Source organism: Xenorhabdus stockiae, assembly GCF_002632825.1.
GTDB lineage: Bacteria > Pseudomonadota > Gammaproteobacteria > Enterobacterales > Enterobacteriaceae > Xenorhabdus > Xenorhabdus stockiae.
In genome coordinates, this window is the sequence record NZ_NJAJ01000006.1 from 111,779 (window position 1) to 129,483 (window position 17,705).

Annotated in this window: 16 protein-coding genes; 10 read left to right on the plus strand and 6 right to left on the minus strand. The window is 44.1% G+C overall.

Going from position 1 to position 17,705, the window contains the following annotated elements; genetic code table 11:
* Positions 1 to 124: 124 nt before the first annotated feature.
* The 3 genes from tamA to Xsto_RS04265 are packed head-to-tail and all read left to right on the plus strand — an operon-like array spanning position 125 to position 5,975.
* Positions 125 to 1,867 carry an autotransporter assembly complex protein TamA gene (tamA, locus tag Xsto_RS04255; RefSeq protein WP_099124189.1) on the plus strand — a complete coding sequence of 581 codons (1,743 nt, stop codon included), beginning with the start codon at positions 125 to 127 and terminating at the stop codon, positions 1,865 to 1,867.
* Positions 1,864 to 5,625, plus strand: a complete 3,762-nt coding sequence (gene tamB, locus Xsto_RS04260; protein ID WP_099124190.1) for an autotransporter assembly complex protein TamB — start codon at positions 1,864 to 1,866, stop codon at positions 5,623 to 5,625. Before tamA ends, tamB begins: the two co-directional genes overlap by 4 nt.
* 2 nt (positions 5,626 to 5,627) lie before the next feature.
* Positions 5,628 to 5,975 (plus strand): gamma-glutamylcyclotransferase family protein, encoded by a 348-nt coding sequence (locus Xsto_RS04265; protein ID WP_099109381.1) that lies wholly within the window; start codon positions 5,628 to 5,630, stop codon positions 5,973 to 5,975.
* Between the two features lie 113 nt (positions 5,976 to 6,088).
* Here Xsto_RS04265 and ppa read toward each other — a convergent pair whose 3' ends face one another.
* Both ppa and fbp read right to left on the minus strand, forming a co-directional pair.
* The gene (ppa, locus tag Xsto_RS04270; RefSeq protein WP_099109382.1) at positions 6,089 to 6,619 is read right to left on the minus strand and encodes an inorganic diphosphatase; all 531 of its coding nucleotides are present in this window, start codon (positions 6,617 to 6,619) and stop codon (positions 6,089 to 6,091) included.
* Between the two features lie 176 nt (positions 6,620 to 6,795).
* Complete coding sequence (gene fbp, locus Xsto_RS04275) at positions 6,796 to 7,800, minus strand: class 1 fructose-bisphosphatase (RefSeq protein ID WP_099109383.1); 1,005 nt, start codon at positions 7,798 to 7,800, stop codon at positions 6,796 to 6,798.
* Positions 7,801 to 7,970: 170 nt separating this feature from the next.
* On the opposite strand from fbp, the gene mpl reads away from it, so the two are divergent.
* Positions 7,971 to 9,341 (plus strand): UDP-N-acetylmuramate:L-alanyl-gamma-D-glutamyl-meso-diaminopimelate ligase, encoded by a 1,371-nt coding sequence (gene mpl, locus Xsto_RS04280; protein ID WP_099124191.1) that lies wholly within the window; start codon positions 7,971 to 7,973, stop codon positions 9,339 to 9,341.
* A gap of 73 nt (positions 9,342 to 9,414) precedes the next feature.
* Here mpl and argR read toward each other — a convergent pair whose 3' ends face one another.
* Positions 9,415 to 9,885, minus strand: coding sequence for a transcriptional regulator ArgR (gene argR / locus Xsto_RS04285; RefSeq protein ID WP_099109385.1), 471 nt, complete (start codon positions 9,883 to 9,885; stop codon positions 9,415 to 9,417).
* Between the two features lie 446 nt (positions 9,886 to 10,331).
* On the opposite strand from argR, the gene mdh reads away from it, so the two are divergent.
* Positions 10,332 to 11,270, plus strand: a complete 939-nt coding sequence (mdh, locus tag Xsto_RS04290; protein WP_099120008.1) for a malate dehydrogenase — start codon at positions 10,332 to 10,334, stop codon at positions 11,268 to 11,270.
* A gap of 117 nt (positions 11,271 to 11,387) precedes the next feature.
* On the opposite strand, the gene Xsto_RS04295 is transcribed toward mdh, so the two are convergent.
* Positions 11,388 to 11,651 carry a helix-turn-helix domain-containing protein gene (locus Xsto_RS04295; RefSeq protein ID WP_086955129.1) on the minus strand — a complete coding sequence of 88 codons (264 nt, stop codon included), beginning with the start codon at positions 11,649 to 11,651 and terminating at the stop codon, positions 11,388 to 11,390.
* Positions 11,652 to 11,838: 187 nt separating this feature from the next.
* On the opposite strand from Xsto_RS04295, the gene Xsto_RS04300 reads away from it, so the two are divergent.
* Both Xsto_RS04300 and Xsto_RS04305 read left to right on the plus strand, forming a co-directional pair.
* A complete protein-coding gene (locus tag Xsto_RS04300) occupies positions 11,839 to 12,186 on the plus strand; it encodes a DNA-binding protein (RefSeq protein ID WP_099109388.1) in 348 nt (115 codons plus the stop codon).
* 88 nt (positions 12,187 to 12,274) lie between these two features.
* Entirely contained in the window at positions 12,275 to 12,655 is a 381-nt protein-coding gene (locus Xsto_RS04305; protein ID WP_099109389.1) for a DNA-binding protein, read from the plus strand.
* A gap of 27 nt (positions 12,656 to 12,682) precedes the next feature.
* On the opposite strand, the gene ispB is transcribed toward Xsto_RS04305, so the two are convergent.
* Entirely contained in the window at positions 12,683 to 13,654 is a 972-nt protein-coding gene (gene ispB / locus Xsto_RS04310) for an octaprenyl diphosphate synthase (protein ID WP_099109390.1), read from the minus strand.
* A 250-nt stretch (positions 13,655 to 13,904) separates the two neighbouring features.
* Here ispB and rplU point away from each other — a divergent pair, with 250 nt between their 5' ends.
* The 3 genes from rplU to cgtA all read left to right on the plus strand — a co-directional run bounded on the left by rplU (position 13,905) and on the right by cgtA (position 15,791).
* Complete coding sequence (gene rplU / locus Xsto_RS04315; protein ID WP_099109391.1) at positions 13,905 to 14,213, plus strand: 50S ribosomal protein L21; 309 nt, start codon at positions 13,905 to 13,907, stop codon at positions 14,211 to 14,213.
* Positions 14,214 to 14,233: 20 nt separating this feature from the next.
* Complete coding sequence (gene rpmA, locus Xsto_RS04320) at positions 14,234 to 14,491, plus strand: 50S ribosomal protein L27 (RefSeq protein ID WP_038261469.1); 258 nt, start codon at positions 14,234 to 14,236, stop codon at positions 14,489 to 14,491.
* Between the two features lie 130 nt (positions 14,492 to 14,621).
* Positions 14,622 to 15,791 (plus strand): Obg family GTPase CgtA, encoded by a 1,170-nt coding sequence (gene cgtA, locus Xsto_RS04325; protein ID WP_099109392.1) that lies wholly within the window; start codon positions 14,622 to 14,624, stop codon positions 15,789 to 15,791.
* A 298-nt stretch (positions 15,792 to 16,089) separates the two neighbouring features.
* Here cgtA and dacB read toward each other — a convergent pair whose 3' ends face one another.
* Positions 16,090 to 17,538: a serine-type D-Ala-D-Ala carboxypeptidase gene (dacB, locus tag Xsto_RS04330; RefSeq protein ID WP_169926584.1), complete on the minus strand. Its 1,449-nt coding sequence runs from the start codon at positions 17,536 to 17,538 to the stop codon at positions 16,090 to 16,092.
* Positions 17,539 to 17,705: the final 167 nt, after the last annotated feature.

Sequence of the window (17,705 nt, forward strand, 5' to 3'; positions counted from 1 at the left end):
GTTTATCATCTATTTTATGGTTATAGAGTTGCTTGTGTATTTATAAAGCTTTACCAAAATTAATTTATGGCAGAATTTTTATACTGCTGAATATTACCCCTAAATAAATTTATTAGGAGTTAGCGTGTCACGATACTCTTTCATATTTGTGCTTTGTGTGTCTATCGCAACTCCATCGGTTTATAGTGCAAATTTACGATTGAAAGTGGAAGGACTTTCTGGCGAACTGGAAAAAAATGCCAGAGTGCAGCTCTCAAACATTAGTACTGATGAAGTTTCTCCCGATGGACGTTTTCGTGCCCGTGTCGAGAAAGCTATACGAAAAGGACTCAGGCCACTGGGATATTATGAGCCTACAATTGAATTCACTTATCAGGAAAATACGCCTCCTTCCCGTCCGGTTTTAACAGCAAAAGTCACTTTAGGAGAACCGGTTCGGATTGCCGGTGTTAAGGTTGATTTGGAAGGTGGAGCCAGAACCGATCCTGATTATGCTGCAATGATCAAAAAAAATATGCCGAAAGATGGGACGATCCTGAATCATGGTGAATATGAAAGTTTTAAGAGTGCGCTGAATAATCTTGCTCTCAGGAAAGGATATTTTGATGCCGAAATGAAAAAAAGTGAGCTGGAAGTCTCTAAAGAACGGCATGTATCTTACTGGGATTTTGATTTCGATAGCGGGCAGCGTTATCGTTTTGGTCCTGTTAAATTTCAGGGTTCACAAATCCGCGAAAACTACCTGAATAATCTGGTGCCATTTAAAGAAGGTGATTACTACTCTTCGGAAGAGCTGGCAGAACTTAACCGTCGGTTGGCAGATACCGGCTGGTTCAATTCGGCGGTTGTCGTACCTGATTTTAAAACGGGTCGCGAGAGTAAAGATAAAATATTACCACTGGATGCTTCATTAGTTCCCCGTTCTGCCAACTATGTTGAGTTAGGTGGAGGGTATGCAACAGATGTCGGTCCCCGTGTTCAGGTAAAATGGAAAAAACCGTGGCTGAATTCCCGGGGGCATAGTTTAAGCACCAGTATCAATGTTTCCAGACGTGATCAGGTGATTGATGCGTCTTATAAAATGCCACTTAAGGCTAACCCGCTTGAGCAGTACTACGAATTGCAAACCGGTTATAAACGTAAAGAACTTAACGATACCACTTCTGATACAGCAACTTTAAACCTCTCCCGCAACTGGGATCTCTCTACCGGCTGGCGGTATGGTGTCAACCTGCGCTGGAGCCTCAGTCACTTTACGCAGGCTAATGTGACAAATACTACTGCGTTGCTTTATCCGGGAGCTAATGTCAGCCGAATCCGCCAGCGTGGAGGCACGATGCCTTACTGGGGGGATAGCCAGCGCTACTCAATTGATATCTCTGATACAACCTGGCATTCAGATGTCGACTTTATGGTTTTACAGGCTCACCACGTCTGGGTCAGGACGTTACGTGATAAACATCGTTTTGTTGTGCGCGGCGATCTTGGCTGGATAGAAACCAATCAATTTGAGAGAGTGCCACCTGATTTGCGTTTCTTCGCTGGGGGCGATCGTAGTATTCGTGGTTACAAGTATCAGAAAATTTCACCTAAAGACAGTGATGGTAAATTGACGGGTGCATCAAAACTGGTTATTGGCTCGCTGGAGTATCAATACAATGTTCATGGTAATTGGTGGGGAGCTATGTTTGTGGATACCGGCGAAGCAGTCAATGATATCAAAAGGAGTAACTTCAAAACCGGTGCAGGTATTGGCGTGCGCTGGGCTTCTCCCGTCGGGCCGATTAAGTTCGACCTTGCTTCTCCTGTAGGGGACAAAAATAATCATGAGGTTCAGTTTTACATTGGCTTAGGGGCTGAACTATGAGGTGGGTAAAAAGAGTTAGTATTGCTTTCCTGCTGATTGTTGGCCTGTTGCTCATCACAGTTGTGGGATTGGTGACTACACAAACCGGCCTGCATTTTATGATCAACAGTGCAACGCGTTTGGTTCCGGGGCTGGAGATAGCAAATGTCAGTGGCGGCTGGCGTGATTTAACACTGAAAGGCATTAAATATAAGATGCCGGGTATTGATGTTAATGCTGATAATTTTCACCTCTCATTACGGCTTTCCTGTTTACATCGCAGCCATATCTGCGCCAATGCCCTGACAACGGAAGGCGTATCTGTTCTGGTTAATACCGCTGAACTCCCGCCGTCAGAAAAATCGCCGGATTCTGAGCCATTAACTGAATTGAAAACGCCGTATCCTATCGAGTTGGATCTCCTTTCTTTAAAGAATATCCACGTCCAAGTCGACGATATCGCGATTGATTTAGGTGAATTTAATGCGGGAGCACAGTGGCAGGAAAAGCATCTGACGTTAAAACCAATACAAATCAGTAATCTTTTGATTGCACTACCTAAAAAGCCTATTGAGCCTACTGAACAAAAACCCCGGCCAAAAACTGAATCTGAACAATCATTGGGTGAAGTTTTAAAGACGCTGTTTGCCAAGCCACTTTTGGCAGACTTGCCTGCGGTTCCTATTCCTCTTGATATCACAGTAGAAAATATTCACGGCCGCCAGCTTCGTTTGGCGGGAGATACTGATATCACCATCAATGATGTGGAGCTGAAAGCCAGTAATCAGGGGCAGGATGTAGATATCAAAAACTTTAGCGTGAGTGCGCCGGAAGGCTCTCTGGTAATACAGGGGACGGCAAAACTTGCTGAACAGTGGCCGGTTAAATTGTCAGTTAAGGGTAGTACTACGCTGGAACCCGTAAAAGGACAACATTTTCAGGCAAAACTGAATGGTGCTTTGCTACAGCAACTTAATCTGGCATTAAAGCTTGCAGGGCCCGTGGATGCGGATCTGAATGTTCAGACGGAATTAGCTAAAGCAAATCTGCCTATGCGCCTGACACTGGTAAGTCATCACCTACAGTGGCCATTAACGGCAAAAGCAGAATATCAGCTTAATGATGTCAGGTTACACCTGAATGGTAAAGCCAGCGATTATGACCTTTCCCTGCGTTCTGATATTAAAGGGAATGAACTTCCTCCGGCCGTATTGGTTCTGGATGCGAAGGGAAATGAGGAACTGCTCCGGCTCACTCGTTTGCGCCTGTCTGCATTACAGGGCAATGCCGAACTCACTGGTGTGGTTGACTGGAGTAAAGCCATTAGCTGGAATGCCCAGTTGCACCTGCATGGTATTGATACTGAAAAACAGTGGCCGGAATGGCCAGCCAGAATAGATGGCAAGGTAGCGGTTCGAGGTAGCTTATATGGCGGGAGCTGGCAGCTTCAGCTTCCTGAAATCGCCCTTGATGGTCATGTAAAACAGAACAGCATCAAAATGCATGGCAAAGTTTCCGGCAATGCAGCGGGGCAATGGGATATCCCCCAATTTAACGTCATATTTGGTCGTAATACGCTGGATGTTAAAGGCCGTCTTACTGATGAAAAATGGGAGTTGGATGGTGATATTCATGCACCACAACTAAATGGCCTGTTGCCGGGGCTGTCTGGTGTGGTTATGGGGGATTTGAAACTCCGTGGCAACCTAAAAGCACCTCAGGTCGTTGCAGACTTAAACGCGCGTGGTGTGCGTTGGCAAAATGATTTGTCGGTAGATAGCGCGGTTATTAAAGGTGATTTACGGTCAACGGATCAAATTGAAGGCCGGTTATCAGTCACCATTCGGCAACTGAAACAGGCCGATTTGGCTATCAATAATCTGGAGCTTAACGCCAAGGGCACAGAAAGACAGCATGAGCTGCAATTACGGGTGGATGGAAACCCTGTATCAGGCCGTTTGGCCCTGAATGGCAGTTTTGACCGCAAACAGGAACGCTGGAAAGGTAATATCAATAATACCTATTTTGATACACCTGTTGGCGAGTGGCGTTTAAGTAAAGCACTGACGTTTGATTACCAAAATGCACAGCAGAAAGTGATCGTTGGTACTCACTGTTGGCTGAATCCGAATGCCCAGCTCTGTATTCCGAAACCGATAGAAGCAGGTAGCAGCGGACAGGCTGATATCGTACTGGAGCGTTTTGATCTTGCTATGATCCAGCCATATCTGGATAAGACAACTCAGCTAAAAGGGATATTCAGTGGTAATGCTAATGTTAAATGGACGGAAGGGCATCAATTACCACAGGTAAAAATGGCGCTTGAAGGTGATGGTGTTCAGCTTCGACAGGTTGTGGAAGGTTCTACGTTACCCGTTAATTTCGAAAGGCTGACTCTGAATGCAGGCCTGAAAAACGGAAAGGTTGATTTATCGTGGTTGTTTAAACTGGTCGGTAATGGCCAATTAGATGGTCATGTTCAGATAGATGATCTGGATGGACGGCGTAAATTATCTGGTAATGTCGATGCCCGTTTTCTTTCTCTTAATCTGATTAAGCCCATTTTGGATAAAGGTGAAAAAGCTGACGGAACTTTGAATGCAAACTTGAATCTTGGCGGGAGTGTCAAGAATCCATTGTTATATGGTTTTCTGAAGGCTGATGTTTTTCAGGTTAATAGCCACTGGTTGCCATTTGATATTAACCAGAGTCAGTTATCCGTTTATTTTGATGGTGTTCGTTCTGATTTAGAAGGGGTCATTAAAACGCCTCAGGGACAGCTTAATCTCCACGGGAATGCAGACTGGCGTAATTTAAATGCCTGGTCTGCCAGAGTCACTGCTTATGGGGATAAACTGCGGGTTACTGTGCCACCTATGGTTAAAATAGATGTAAGTCCTGATTTGGTTTTTGAGGCAACACCTCATTTATTGAAACTCAATGGTAGTGTGGGTATCCCATGGGCCCGGATTACTGTACAAGAGTTACCTGAATCTGCCGTAGGTATTTCTTCTGACGAAGTAATGTTGGATAAAAATCTTCAGCCGATAGAAAAGAAAAAATCTTCCATTTTGATTCAAAGTGACTTAAATATTCACATAGGTAATGATGTTCGCTTGAATGCATTTGGCTTGAATGCCCAGTTGAAAGGAGATCTGAAAGTTATTCAGGATCAACAAGGTCTGGCGCTGAATGGTCAAATTGATATTCCGGATGGTCAATTTCGTGCTTATGGGCAGGATTTACAGGTGCGCAAGGGGCTGATTATGTTCTCTGGCCCACCGGATCAACCACTGTTGAATATTGAAGCAATCCGCAATCCTGAATCGACAGCGAATAATGTCATCGCTGGGGTGAGGGTAATGGGGCTGGCAGATAAGCCTAAAATTGAAATTTTCTCTGAGCCGGTTAAATCGCAACAGGAAGCACTTTCTTACTTGTTGCGTGGTGAAGGCTTAGAAAAGGGAGGCTCTGACAACTCCCAGATGACTTCTATGTTGATCGGCCTCGGCGTTGCCCAGAGCGGTAAATTAGTAGGCAAAATAGGTGAAACCTTTGGTGTCTCTGATCTGGCTCTGGATACACAGGGAGTTGGTGATAAATCGCAGGTTGTTGTGAGTGGTAAGATTACCAACGACTTACAGGTGAAATATGGTGTTGGGATTTTTGACTCACTGGCAACTCTGACCCTACGTTATCGGGTGATGCCAAGATTGTATCTGGAAGCGGTATCTGGTATTGATCAGGCTTTAGATCTGCTCTATGAGTTTGAGTTTTAACGATGCGAGTTATTGTTTATGGTAGCCTGAGGCGCAAACAAGGCAATCACCACTGGATGACCTATGCCCAACTTTTAGGAGAGCATCGGCTTGAGGGGTATGAAATTTATGACCTGGGGCATTATCCCGCGGTAGTCCGCGGCGAAGGCACTCTTGAATGTGAAGTTTATCGCATTACATCATCCATTTTGACTGAACTGGATGATTTGAAAAAGAACACTCAGGAATATCAAAGGGAATTGATAAAAACCCCCTACGGCAGCGCATGGATTTATTTGTATATGTTATCTGTCGAGGGTCTTACCCGAATAGAAAGTGGTGACTGGCTGAAACGTCACGAAGAAAAATAACGATCTGTATAGTATTTTTTAGGATCACTTTAATTGACTAACTAAAAAAAGCCTCTGTGCCGATAAGAACACAGAGGTTTTTTACGATCAAAACTTGCTGTTATCCGTCAGGATTATTTTTTGGCAGCACGTTCGAAAGAAGTCAGGATTTCAGCTTTAGCGGCTTCAACATTTTCCCAGCCGTCAACTTTTACCCACTTGCCTTTTTCCAGATCTTTGTAGTGTTCAAAGAAATGGGTAATCTGAGAACGCAGCAGTTCTGGCAGATCGTTCACATCTTTAATGTGATCGTATTCTTTGCTCAGTTTAGTATGAGGAACAGCAACCAGTTTAGCATCTTCACCGGATTCATCGGTCATTTTCAGCATACCAACCGGGCGGCAGCGGATAACGGAGCCTGGCTGCAATGGGTATGGAGTTGGAACCAGTACGTCAACCGGGTCACCATCAAGGGACAGAGTATTGTTGATGTAACCGTAGTTGCACGGATAGAACATAGCCGTTGACATGAAACGGTCTACAAACAGAGCGCCGGAGTCTTTGTCGACTTCATATTTAATTGGATCCGCATTTGCCGGGATCTCAATGATAACGTAGATGTCTTCTGGCAGTTCTTTACCCGCCGGTACGTTGTTCAGGCTCATAAAAGGTTTCCTTCAATTTCAAACCAAAATGGAGTGCGGGGTATTATAGCCAAAACAGGCCTAAAGTAATTCCATTTTTCTGATTAGCGGAGTGAACCATAATTTATGAAAGGTGTATTTCTTTATGAAGAAGAGACGAAACACCGTCTCTTCAATTAACTATTTAATAAATCGATTTATTCTTCGGGAAATTCAGCCATAAAACTTTCGGCTTTTTCCACCATCGATTTGGTTCCGACAAACAGTGGAACGCGCTGGTGCAACTCGCTTGGTTTGATATCCAGTATCCGGCTTGTACCGTCACTGGCTTTACCGCCAGCCTGTTCAGCCAGGAATGCAATCGGGTTGCACTCATACAGCAGACGTAATTTACCGGTCGGATGGCTGGCTGTACTTGGGTAAATGTAAATACCGCCTTTCAGCAGATTGCGATGGAAGTCAGCAACGAGCGAACCGACATAACGGGTAGTGTAAGGGCGCTGAGTTTCTTCATCCTGCTCCTGACAATATTTGATGTACTTCTTCACACCCAGAGGGAATTTAATGTAGTTCCCTTCGTTAATGGAATACATATTGCCTTTTGCCGGGAACTGAACTTTTTCATGAGTCAGGCAGAATACACCCAGAGAAGGATCATAAGTGAAGGTATGAACACCACAACCAGTGGTGTAAACCAACATGGTGGATGAGCCGTAGACGACATAACCAGCCGCAACTTGACGATGGCCCGGTTGCAGAAAGTCTTCTTCAGTCACCGGTTGCCCGATTGGTGTAATTCGGTGGTAAATGGAGAAAATAGTACCGACGGAAACGTTTACATCAATATTCGAAGAACCATCCAGTGGGTCCATCAAAACAACATATTTTGCATTTTCTGCCCGGTCGCCATCAAAGATGACGATATCGTCTTCTTCTTCAGAAGCGATACCCGCTACTTCACCGCGAGCTTTCAGTGCTGCCTTGAGTTTTTCATTGGCATACAAGTCCAGCTTCATCTGAACTTCACCCTGAACATTTGAAACACCGCTGGTGCCCAGAATATCCACGAGACCCGCTTTATTGATGTCCCGATGAATGATCTTGGCACCCAGTTTGATAGCAGAAAGTAATGCGGTCAATTCACCTGTAGCATGAGGAAAGTCGTGCTGTTTTTCGACGATGAATTCGCCTAATGTTTTCATGACGAAGGCCCTGATTTGGTTATGATTTTAAAAGAGTGCATCACATATGTGTTGCACTTAAGTGCGGGCAGTTTAGCTAAAGAATAGAATGATTGATAGGTCATTGCATTTCTAATCTATGATTTGATGGTTAGAATAGTGATACACTTCATGATATCGGATAGAAATAAATGCGTATTCATATTCTTGGCATCTGCGGAACTTTCATGGGAGGGCTGGCCATCCTCGCTCGCTCGTTAGGCCACGAAGTGACCGGTTCCGACGCCAATGTGTATCCTCCTATGAGTACTCTGTTGGAAAATCAGGGTATTGAACTGATCCAGGGATACGATCCTTCACAACTCAATCCTGTGCCAGATATGGTGATCATCGGTAATGCCATGACACGGGGCAATCCTTGTGTTGAGGCGGTTTTGGATCGTGGTATTCCTTATACATCCGGTCCGCAATGGCTGCATGATCATGTTTTGCCGGAGCGTTGGGTTCTGGCGGTTGCAGGAACACATGGCAAAACGACAACAGCCGGAATGCTGGCATGGATTCTGGAAGCTTGTGGTTATAAACCGGGGTTTTTGATCGGCGGCGTACCGGGTAATTTTGAAGTTTCAGCACAACTGGGTGAAAGCCCGTTTTTCGTAATTGAAGCGGATGAGTATGATTGCGCTTTTTTTGATAAGCGTTCAAAATTCGTTCACTACAGCCCCCGCACGCTCGTTATGAACAATCTTGAATTCGATCATGCTGATATTTTCGAAAATTTGTCTGCGATTCAAAAACAATTCCATCATCTTGTCAGAGTTGTGCCGGGAACCGGTAAGATCCTGGCCCCCGATCATGACATTAATCTGAAACAGGTTATCGGCATGGGATGTTGGAGTGAATTGGAATATACCGGTGAAACAGGGAACTGGCAGGCAAAAAAAACGACTCAGGACAGCAGCACTTATCAGGTGTTCCATCATGGTGAGTTGGTCGGTGAAGTTAGCTGGTCATTAGTGGGTGAACATAATATGCATAATGGCTTGATGGCCATTGCAGCAGCTTACCATGTTGGAGTGCAACCTGCGGACGCTTGTCAGGTATTGGGTGACTTTATCAATGCTCGTCGCCGTCTGGAGTTAGTAGGTGAGGTGAATGGCATCTCGATTTACGATGATTTTGCCCATCACCCAACAGCAATTCTGGCAACGCTGGAAGCGTTGAGAAGTAAGGCCGGGGGTATGGCTCGTATCCTTGCTGTTCTGGAACCTCGCTCAAATACGATGAAACTCGGCATGAGCAAAAATGAGATAGCTCCTTCTCTGGGCCGTGCAGATGAAGTATTCCTGTTTCAGCCTGGTAATATTCCGTGGCAAGTTGCTGAGATTGCTGAACAATGTATTCAACCCGCCCGTTGGTGTTCTGATATCGATGCGTTGGTACGGATGATCGTTGAATCAGCACAGCCCGGCGATCATATATTGATTATGAGCAACGGTGGTTTTGGTGGTATTCATGAGAAATTACTGGCGGCGTTGAACAAAAAGGAACAGGCGGCCTGATTGTTCATGTGAGAGGATCGCAATGATCGGGCGATCCTCTGTGTGGCTAAACAGCGTTTGATCTATTATTAATTTACAGTTCTTGATCAAACAAATTGAGTATAGCTTCATAGAGCTGTGCCGTTGTAACAGCCTTTGTCGGGGTAGAAAAAACCGTATCATCCCCTGCTATGCTGCCAAGTATCCCTTCCGCTTTACCTAATGAATCCAGTAAGCGTGCAATCAACTGAGCTGCGCCGGGGCTAGTGCGAATAACCACGACTGAATGATTATAATCGACATCCAATACCAGATTTTTTAATGGGCTGGTGGCAGTAGGAACGCCTAATTCAGCTGGCAGACAGTAGACCATTTCCATTTTTGCATTGCGGGTTCTGACTGCACCAAATTTTGTCAGCATTCTGGAAACTTTAGACTGGTTAATGTTTTCAAAGCCTTCTTCCTGAAGTGCTGCAACAATCTCACCCTGAGAACTGAATTTTTCTTCTTTCAGTAATGCTTTGAACGCTTTTACCAAATCTTCCTGTTTCGAAGGAATTCGCATATTTCACCATCGTTAAATCCGTTATGAAGTCAATATTATGCAAAAGTGTGAATTTTTATGCAAGGAAGGGACGGAAAGACCGTGACAGGATGCATAATTACATGATTGAATAAGGTAAATGTATTGTTAATAAAATGGAATCACTAGCAGTAAAAGAGAAGAACAGATTAATTAACTCATTAATTCATAAGATAGCAAGAATAATTCCTAAAAAAGTGCCCGTTATCTCATTAACAGATAAGCATTTTGTCTAAAATAAAGAACTTTGGTGTTCCATCCTCAGGCTATTAGGTAGATAATCTGGCTGTTAACAGATTGTTTTTAATACGTAGTGATGAGTAAGGCAGAAGGCTTATCCCATACCTGTATTGAATATGGTAAATTGAGCCTCTTAACCAGACAGATTTCAGTTTATTACAGCACTTAATTTTTAAAGGAGTATCAGGATGAAAGTTGCAGTTCTCGGTGCAGCCGGTGGTATTGGTCAGGCACTTGCCCTTCTACTCAAGACCCAGCTTCCTTCAGGTTCAGAACTTTCTTTGTATGACATTGCCCCAGTAACCCCAGGCGTTGCTGCCGATCTGAGCCATATCCCGACAGCAGTGAAGGTCACTGGTTTTGCGGGTGAAGATGCAACTCCTGCATTGGCAGGCGCAGATGTTGTATTGATTTCTGCTGGTGTAGCGCGTAAACCTGGTATGGATCGCTCTGATCTATTTAACATTAATGCAGGCATTATCCGTAATCTGGTTCAGCAGATCGCTAAAACATGCCCGAAAGCATTAATCGGAATTATTACTAACCCTGTGAACACGACTGTAGCAATCGCTGCTGAAGTTCTGAAAAAAGAGGGTGTGTACGATAAAAACCGTCTGTTTGGTATAACAACGCTGGATATTATCCGCTCTAATACCTTCATTGCTGAACTGAAAGGCAAAAAACCAGAAGAGCTGGAAGTTCCTGTTATCGGTGGTCACTCTGGGGTAACTATTCTGCCATTACTGTCTCAGATCCCTGGTGTTAGTTTCACTGCTGAAGAAGTTGAAGCTCTGACAAAACGTATCCAGAATGCCGGTACTGAAGTTGTTGAAGCAAAAGCGGGTGGCGGATCTGCAACTTTGTCTATGGGACAAGCAGCTGCCCGTTTCGGCCTCTCCCTGATCCGTGCTTTGCAGGGTGACAGCAATGTTATCGAATGCAGCTATGTAGAAGGTGATGGCAAACACGCTCGCTTCTTCGCACAGCCTATTCGCTTAGGTAAAAATGGTATTGAAGAACGTTTAGATATTGGTCAGCTGAGTGAGTTTGAACAAAACGCACTGAATAATATGTTAGACGTTCTGAAAAAAGATATTGAATTAGGCGAAAAATTTATTAATGGTTAATTCAATTAATTTTTAATTTATTAATATACGAATTAACTTAAATATATTAGATAACTAAAACCGCTAACTTAAATACAGTTAGCGGTTTTTCTTTTCAATAAATATATTGATAGCTAATTATTCTTTTTTCTCTCTGATTTTCCTTTCTAATAATTCTCCGGTATGAGGGTCGAAATAACGGCTGGGCCATATTTCAGACGGATGAATACCTAAATAATTTGCTATTATCCATTCTCCCTTGGGCCATGGGCGAGAAAGAGTATTCGCCAAAGTTGATGAGCTTAATCCTGATTCACGGGAAACAGCGGCCAGAGTTGTTCCACGTTTACGTAAAGCAGCAATAATATCAGCAGGATGCCAATCCGATTTCATAGAAATCATTTTTTTAATCCTTTCCTATTAAATTTAGAGCCACATTAGTGGTATAACTAAAGCGTTAGAGTGAAATTAATAACGAACATGGATCTGTTATTAAGAAAATAAAATAACATTATTTTTTCTAAAAATATTTCTAATTTTTTCTTAATAACTTCTTTTTTGAACTTGGTTACAAAAATAGAGAAACATTATGAAAAAAGAGTGGTATACGGCAATGGAGTTGACCGGTGTAGGTGAGTTACCTAGATCACCACAAGGAGTGAATGCCAGAGCGAAACGTGAAGAATGGATGAGACAAAAGCGAGCGGGTGTTCAGGGTAGGGCAATTGAATATCACTATTCTTGTTTTCCTGAAACAACATTAGCCGCTCTGGAACTTAATGAAATATCGCCTGAATATCAGGTTCAGAAACAAGACCCTCTATCTATTTGGGTAAGTGCATTTAATTTACTCACGGATGAAGAAAAGGAGGTAATTACAGAAGTGATACTAAGAGATGGTATAAGAAGTTTTTTGGAAAAAATTCTAGCTACCTGAGCCAGCTTTTGAAAAGCCAAATTGAAAAACAAAGGGTATAAAATTTGGTTTTCTCTTTACTGCTCCGGTAATAAGCGAGGAGAGAGAGATGAAAAAAGAATGGTATTCTGCAAAGGAGCTCATTGGCCTCGCTGGTCTGCCATCATCCCCTCAGGGGGTAAACTTGATGGCAAGACGTGAAGGTTGGGAACAGCGTCGTAAGCGTGGGGTGCAGGGAAAAGCGCTCGAATATCATGTCAACAGCCTGCCTGAAGATGTTCTGAATGTACTGGCCGTGAGTGAAAGCTCGGTTGAGTATTACCGGAACAAACGGCAAGATCCGTTTATGATTTGGGTGGAAGCTTATTATCAACTGACCAAGCCCGAAAGGGAGCGCATGGTTAAGTTCATTTTACGGAAAGGACTAGCCAGTCTTGTCCAATACACAGGAATTCAAGAAGTTGAAAACAAAGGCAGTATCTCAGACTGAATAGTCTGAGATACTGATTGCATAAGCTCAGGAAAGTCGCTGCACAGCGATATGGGCAAGTCCCACAAGGGCCGCTTTGTATGGAGACTCATCAAGTACTTGTAACGCTGAAATTGCCTTATCAGCTTCTTCCTCGGCCCGTTGGCGGGTGTAATTGAGTGAACCACACTGTTTCATCGTTGTAAGCACAGTATCCAGCAAATGGCGGCCATTACCTTTTTCAATCGCCTCGCGGATCAATGCTGATTGCTCAGGAGTTCCGTGATTCATCGCATGTAAGAGCGGAAGAGTCGGCTTACCTTCATTCAGATCATCTCCGGTATTTTTTCCGAGCGTGTTATCATCGGAATCGTAATCTAAAAGATCATCGATCAACTGGAATGCAGTACCAAGATAGCGACCATAATCGCGTAGTGCTGCTTCCTGTTCCGGGGTTGCATTGGACAGAATAGCGGAAGAATGTGATGCCACTTCAAACAGGCGCGCCGTTTTGCTGTAAATGACGCGCATGTAATCATCTTCTGAAATATCCGGATCATTACAATTCATCAACTGCATCACTTCGCCTTCTGCAATGACATTCGTGGCATCGGACATCAGTTTCAGCACGCGCATTGAGTTGAGGTCAGTCATCATTTGAAACGAACGGGTATAGATAAAATCACCGACCAGTACGCTGGCTGCATTGCCATACATGGCATTAGCCGTTGCCCGACCGCGACGCATATCGGATTCATCTACGACATCATCATGAAGCAGGGTTGCTGTATGAATAAATTCTATCAGGGCAGCAACTTTGATATGTTTCTCTCCCTCATGACCCAGTGCCTTAGCGACCAGCACGGCAATCATTGGGCGAATGCGTTTGCCACCGCCACTAATAATGTAATAGCCAAGCTGGTTGATAAGCGCAACATCAGAATTTAATTGGTTAAGAATGGTTTCATTAACCGCTGCCATATCATCAGCTGTAAGTTTAATTATCGATTCTAAGTTCATGTTTTGGCTTCGGACTCTGATTCAGAGCTGTGCTCATTAATTAGTATATCAATAGATATCACGTTTTATTGATTGTACTTGAAAAACCGTTCAAATAAATGACAATCGAAAAACTCCGCTTTTTTCTCATCTGTTCTAATTCTGCTCTTGTCTTCCAAACGGTTTTTGCGTAGAATTCGCGCCCTATTGTGAATATTTTATAGCGCGCTCTGGAAAGAATTTTAGGGGGTGCGCGGAAAGCGGAGTTTATATGTACGCGGTTTTCCAAAGTGGTGGTAAACAACACCGAGTAAGCGAAGGTCAGACAATTCGCTTGGAAAAGCTGGACATCGCAACAGGTGAAACTGTTGAGTTTGACCAGGTTCTGATGGTCGCTAATGGTGAAGATATCCAGATCGGCGCTCCAGTAATCGAAGGCGTTAAAGTTAAAGCTGAAGTAGTTGCACACGGTCGTGGCGAGAAAGTTAAAATCGTTAAGTTTCGTCGTCGTAAACACAGCCGTAAGCAGCAGGGCCACCGTCAGTGGTTCACTGAAGTTAAGATCACTGGCATCGCTTAAGATATTAGGAGAGCAGATAAATGGCACACAAAAAGGCTGGCGGCTCGACTCGTAACGGTCGCGATTCCGAAAGTAAACGTCTGGGTGTAAAACGTTTTGGTGGTGAGTCTGTATTAGCAGGTAGCATCATCGTTCGTCAACGTGGTACTAAATTCCACGCAGGCAACAACGTAGGTTGTGGCCGTGACCACACCCTGTTCGCATTAGCTGACGGAAAAGTTAAATTCGAAGTTAAAGGTCCAAAAAACCGTAAATTTATCAGCATCGTAGCTGAATAAGTTTTTTGAACTTCGATCGAATCGGAAGCCCTGCAATATGTGTTGCGGGGCTTTTTATATTTTGGATTACGCCATCTCTGGGTACGATCTGCCATCCAGCTTTATAGTGGCTATCCTACGGAGAAAAGTGATGAAATTTGTAGATGAAGCCAGAATACTGGTTGCAGCGGGAGATGGTGGCAATGGCTGTGTCAGCTTCCGTCGTGAAAAATATATTCCAAAAGGTGGGCCAGACGGCGGTGACGGTGGTGACGGTGGTGATGTCTACCTGCTGGCAGATGAAAACCTTAATACCCTGATTGACTACCGGTTTGAAAAATCCTTCCGCGCTGAGCGTGGGCAAAACGGTCAGAGCCGTGATTGCACCGGCAAACGTGGTCAGGATATTACCATTAAAGTTCCGGTAGGAACCCGTATCCGCGATATCGCTACAGGAGAGATTCTGGGTGATATGGTGCGTCATGAGCAACGTCTGATGGTTGCCAAAGGCGGCTTCCACGGGCTGGGTAACACCCGTTTTAAATCCTCGGTTAACCGTGCTCCGCGTCAAAGAACAATGGGCACACCGGGAGAAACTCGTGACCTGATGCTGGAGCTGATGCTGCTGGCTGATGTCGGTATGCTTGGCATGCCGAATGCGGGTAAATCCACCTTCATTCGAGCGGTTTCAGCAGCCAAACCTAAAGTGGCTGATTATCCATTTACTACGCTGGTACCAAGCCTTGGCGTTGTACGTATGGATAATGAGCAGAGCTTCGTAGTCGCTGATATTCCCGGCCTGATTGAAGGTGCATCAGAAGGTGCAGGTTTAGGTATCCGTTTCCTGAAACATCTGGAGCGTTGCCGTGTTCTGTTGCATCTAATTGATCTGTGCCCGATCGATGAATCTGATCCAGTAGAAAATGCTCGTATTATTATCAACGAGTTGCATAAGTACAGTGAGAAACTGGCTGAAAAACCACGTTGGTTGGTATTCAATAAAGTTGATCTGACTGATCCAGAAGAAGCTAAGCTGAAAGCGAAAGCAATTGCGGATGAACTGGGTTGGGAAGGCGATTACTACATGATTTCAGCCGTGAATCGTCAGGGTGTGAAAGAACTCTGCTGGGATATCATGGAATTCATTAAAGTTCAGCCTCGCCAGATGAATGCTGAAGAAGGCGCTCAGCCGGAAAAAGTTGAATTCATGTGGGATGACTATCATAAGGAACAGTTGCAGCAGGTATCTGAGGAAGATGATCTGGATGACGACTGGGACGAAGAAGATGAAGAAGGCATTGAGTTTATTTATAAACGCTAATCGCTTATTTCAGATGCTTTAATGATGAAAAAGGGTGCTGTTAAAGCGCCCTTTTTTCTTTCTGGAATTCCCTTTTTATGAATTAATTATACCTTATGGATTTCGAGTTGCTTCGCGGCGGCAAGGGAATGACAAATTCGTCGGGAACGAATTTGCCCAGCCAAAGGCTGGCCTCCGGTGAGAGGCAGGAGCCTCTCAGTAATCCCCGGGAGCATAGGTAACCGTATTTTTATAAAAACGGTGACCGGGTTGAGTGAGCGTAGCCAACAAAGAGGCAACTTGAAAGACGACGGGTATATCAATTATTCTGGTATAGAAATTTATATAAATGATGCTCGAAACGAACCAGAGGAGCCCGACGATTCCGTAGATTTTCTGGAGTAACAGAGTAAGATGAAATAAATTGGACGAAAGCAATCTGTTGCCCACTGGCCGCTGTCATAAAGCCAGCAAGATTATACACCCCTTGCAATGAACCTGTTTTTGCAAATACCTTACCATCCACACCCGCAGTATGAAGTCCCGGACGATAGGCTAACGTGCCGTCAAAACCTGCTTTAGGTAACATAGAGATGATATCCAGCTCATTGTTGTGTTGCGCAATGAATTGCAGGATTTCCATCATTGTTGAAGGGGTGATGAGATCGTGACGTGAAAGACCAGAACCATCAACGATGACCGCATTACCGATATCAATACCGGCTTTTTGTTTTAGAATTTGGCGGATAGCATCAGAACCGGAACGCCATGTACCGGGAACATTAAAGTAATAATGGCCCAGAGTACGATAAACCGTATCTGCTATCATGTTATCTGATTTTTTTAGCATCACCTTGAGCAAATCAGGTAAAGGTGCCGATTGATTTATTGCCAGCGTTTTTTCGGGCTGCTGAGGAAATGATTGGCGCCGTAGATGGCCTTTCAGTTCAATTCCCGCGAGATGTAATTCATTTTTCAGAATAGTTCCAGCATAGCTTGCCCCATTCTGGACAGCAAATGCTAGTGGCAAGGGTTCATCGCGCTGAGTCAGGCAGCCAGTCAGGGTATATCGGTTTAATTCTCCTGTGGTGACATCAAGTTCACAGTATTTTGCTTCCGATGAGCCTTTAGCGAGCGTTTTAACTTCGCTGAAGACGTTGACGGGATAATAAGAAGGCGTGTGAACAATAGCTGGTTCATTAGCCTGTTCTGCACTATAGAGTAAGACAGAAAAGCAGTTTTTATCGACAATGGCAGCACCGGGCGGCGCGCTGAAACATTGGGTCATATCATTCCATACCCATCCTGGCGCTTTATCGTGGCTGGAAAAAATAGAAATGTCGATGATGAGATCGCCGTTAATCTGCTGTATACCCGACTGTTTTAGCTTCTCAACCATATTGCGTAGTTGCGTGCGTGTCAGTGATGGATCGCCGACAAAGCGGGCAATAAGGTTACCCTTTAATTTGCCATCTTCAATATTGGCATTGCTCTCCAGAGTTGTGACAAAACGAAAATCTTTGCCAAGCTGTAATAAGGCAGCTAATGCTGTCACTATTTTCTGAGTACTGGCCGGTAATGCCAGTTGTTGCCCACGATAATCAACAATTGGTGCTTTTTCACCGATTTTTTGGGCGATAAATGAAACGTTGGCCCCTGCTGGCAAATATTCAATATTCTTCTCAATTGAAGAAGCATTTGCACTAAAAACGCTCAGGCTCAGACTGAGCATACAAGCTATTTTGCTGGTAACTTTTAAAAGAGCCATAGATCTCGCATATAAATGTGGGTGTATTTCAATAAAATTTGTATTAATAATACTAAGACGCAATTCAGGAAAAAGTAAACGATGATCCATCACCAACTCTACGTTAAAATGATAGATTAGCAGGTAGAATGTGTATGTGAACTATCAGACTATTCTGTAGTTTACGC

Coding starts and splice junctions, on each gene's coding strand:
- mdh (WP_099120008.1), top strand. CDS start 10,332: ATGAAAGTTGCAGTTCTCGGTGCAGCCGGTGGTATTGGTCAGGCACTT.
- dacB (WP_169926584.1), bottom strand. CDS start 17,538: ATGGCTCTTTTAAAAGTTACCAGCAAAATAGCTTGTATGCTCAGTCTG.
- rplU (WP_099109391.1), top strand. CDS start 13,905: ATGTACGCGGTTTTCCAAAGTGGTGGTAAACAACACCGAGTAAGCGAA.
- mpl (WP_099124191.1), top strand. CDS start 7,971: ATGCGTATTCATATTCTTGGCATCTGCGGAACTTTCATGGGAGGGCTG.
- fbp (WP_099109383.1), bottom strand. CDS start 7,800: ATGAAAACATTAGGCGAATTCATCGTCGAAAAACAGCACGACTTTCCT.
- Xsto_RS04265 (WP_099109381.1), top strand. CDS start 5,628: ATGCGAGTTATTGTTTATGGTAGCCTGAGGCGCAAACAAGGCAATCAC.
- rpmA (WP_038261469.1), top strand. CDS start 14,234: ATGGCACACAAAAAGGCTGGCGGCTCGACTCGTAACGGTCGCGATTCC.
- Xsto_RS04305 (WP_099109389.1), top strand. CDS start 12,275: ATGAAAAAAGAATGGTATTCTGCAAAGGAGCTCATTGGCCTCGCTGGT.
- Xsto_RS04300 (WP_099109388.1), top strand. CDS start 11,839: ATGAAAAAAGAGTGGTATACGGCAATGGAGTTGACCGGTGTAGGTGAG.
- cgtA (WP_099109392.1), top strand. CDS start 14,622: ATGAAATTTGTAGATGAAGCCAGAATACTGGTTGCAGCGGGAGATGGT.
- argR (WP_099109385.1), bottom strand. CDS start 9,885: ATGCGAATTCCTTCGAAACAGGAAGATTTGGTAAAAGCGTTCAAAGCA.
- tamB (WP_099124190.1), top strand. CDS start 1,864: ATGAGGTGGGTAAAAAGAGTTAGTATTGCTTTCCTGCTGATTGTTGGC.
- ispB (WP_099109390.1), bottom strand. CDS start 13,654: ATGAACTTAGAATCGATAATTAAACTTACAGCTGATGATATGGCAGCG.
- ppa (WP_099109382.1), bottom strand. CDS start 6,619: ATGAGCCTGAACAACGTACCGGCGGGTAAAGAACTGCCAGAAGACATC.
- Xsto_RS04295 (WP_086955129.1), bottom strand. CDS start 11,651: ATGATTTCTATGAAATCGGATTGGCATCCTGCTGATATTATTGCTGCT.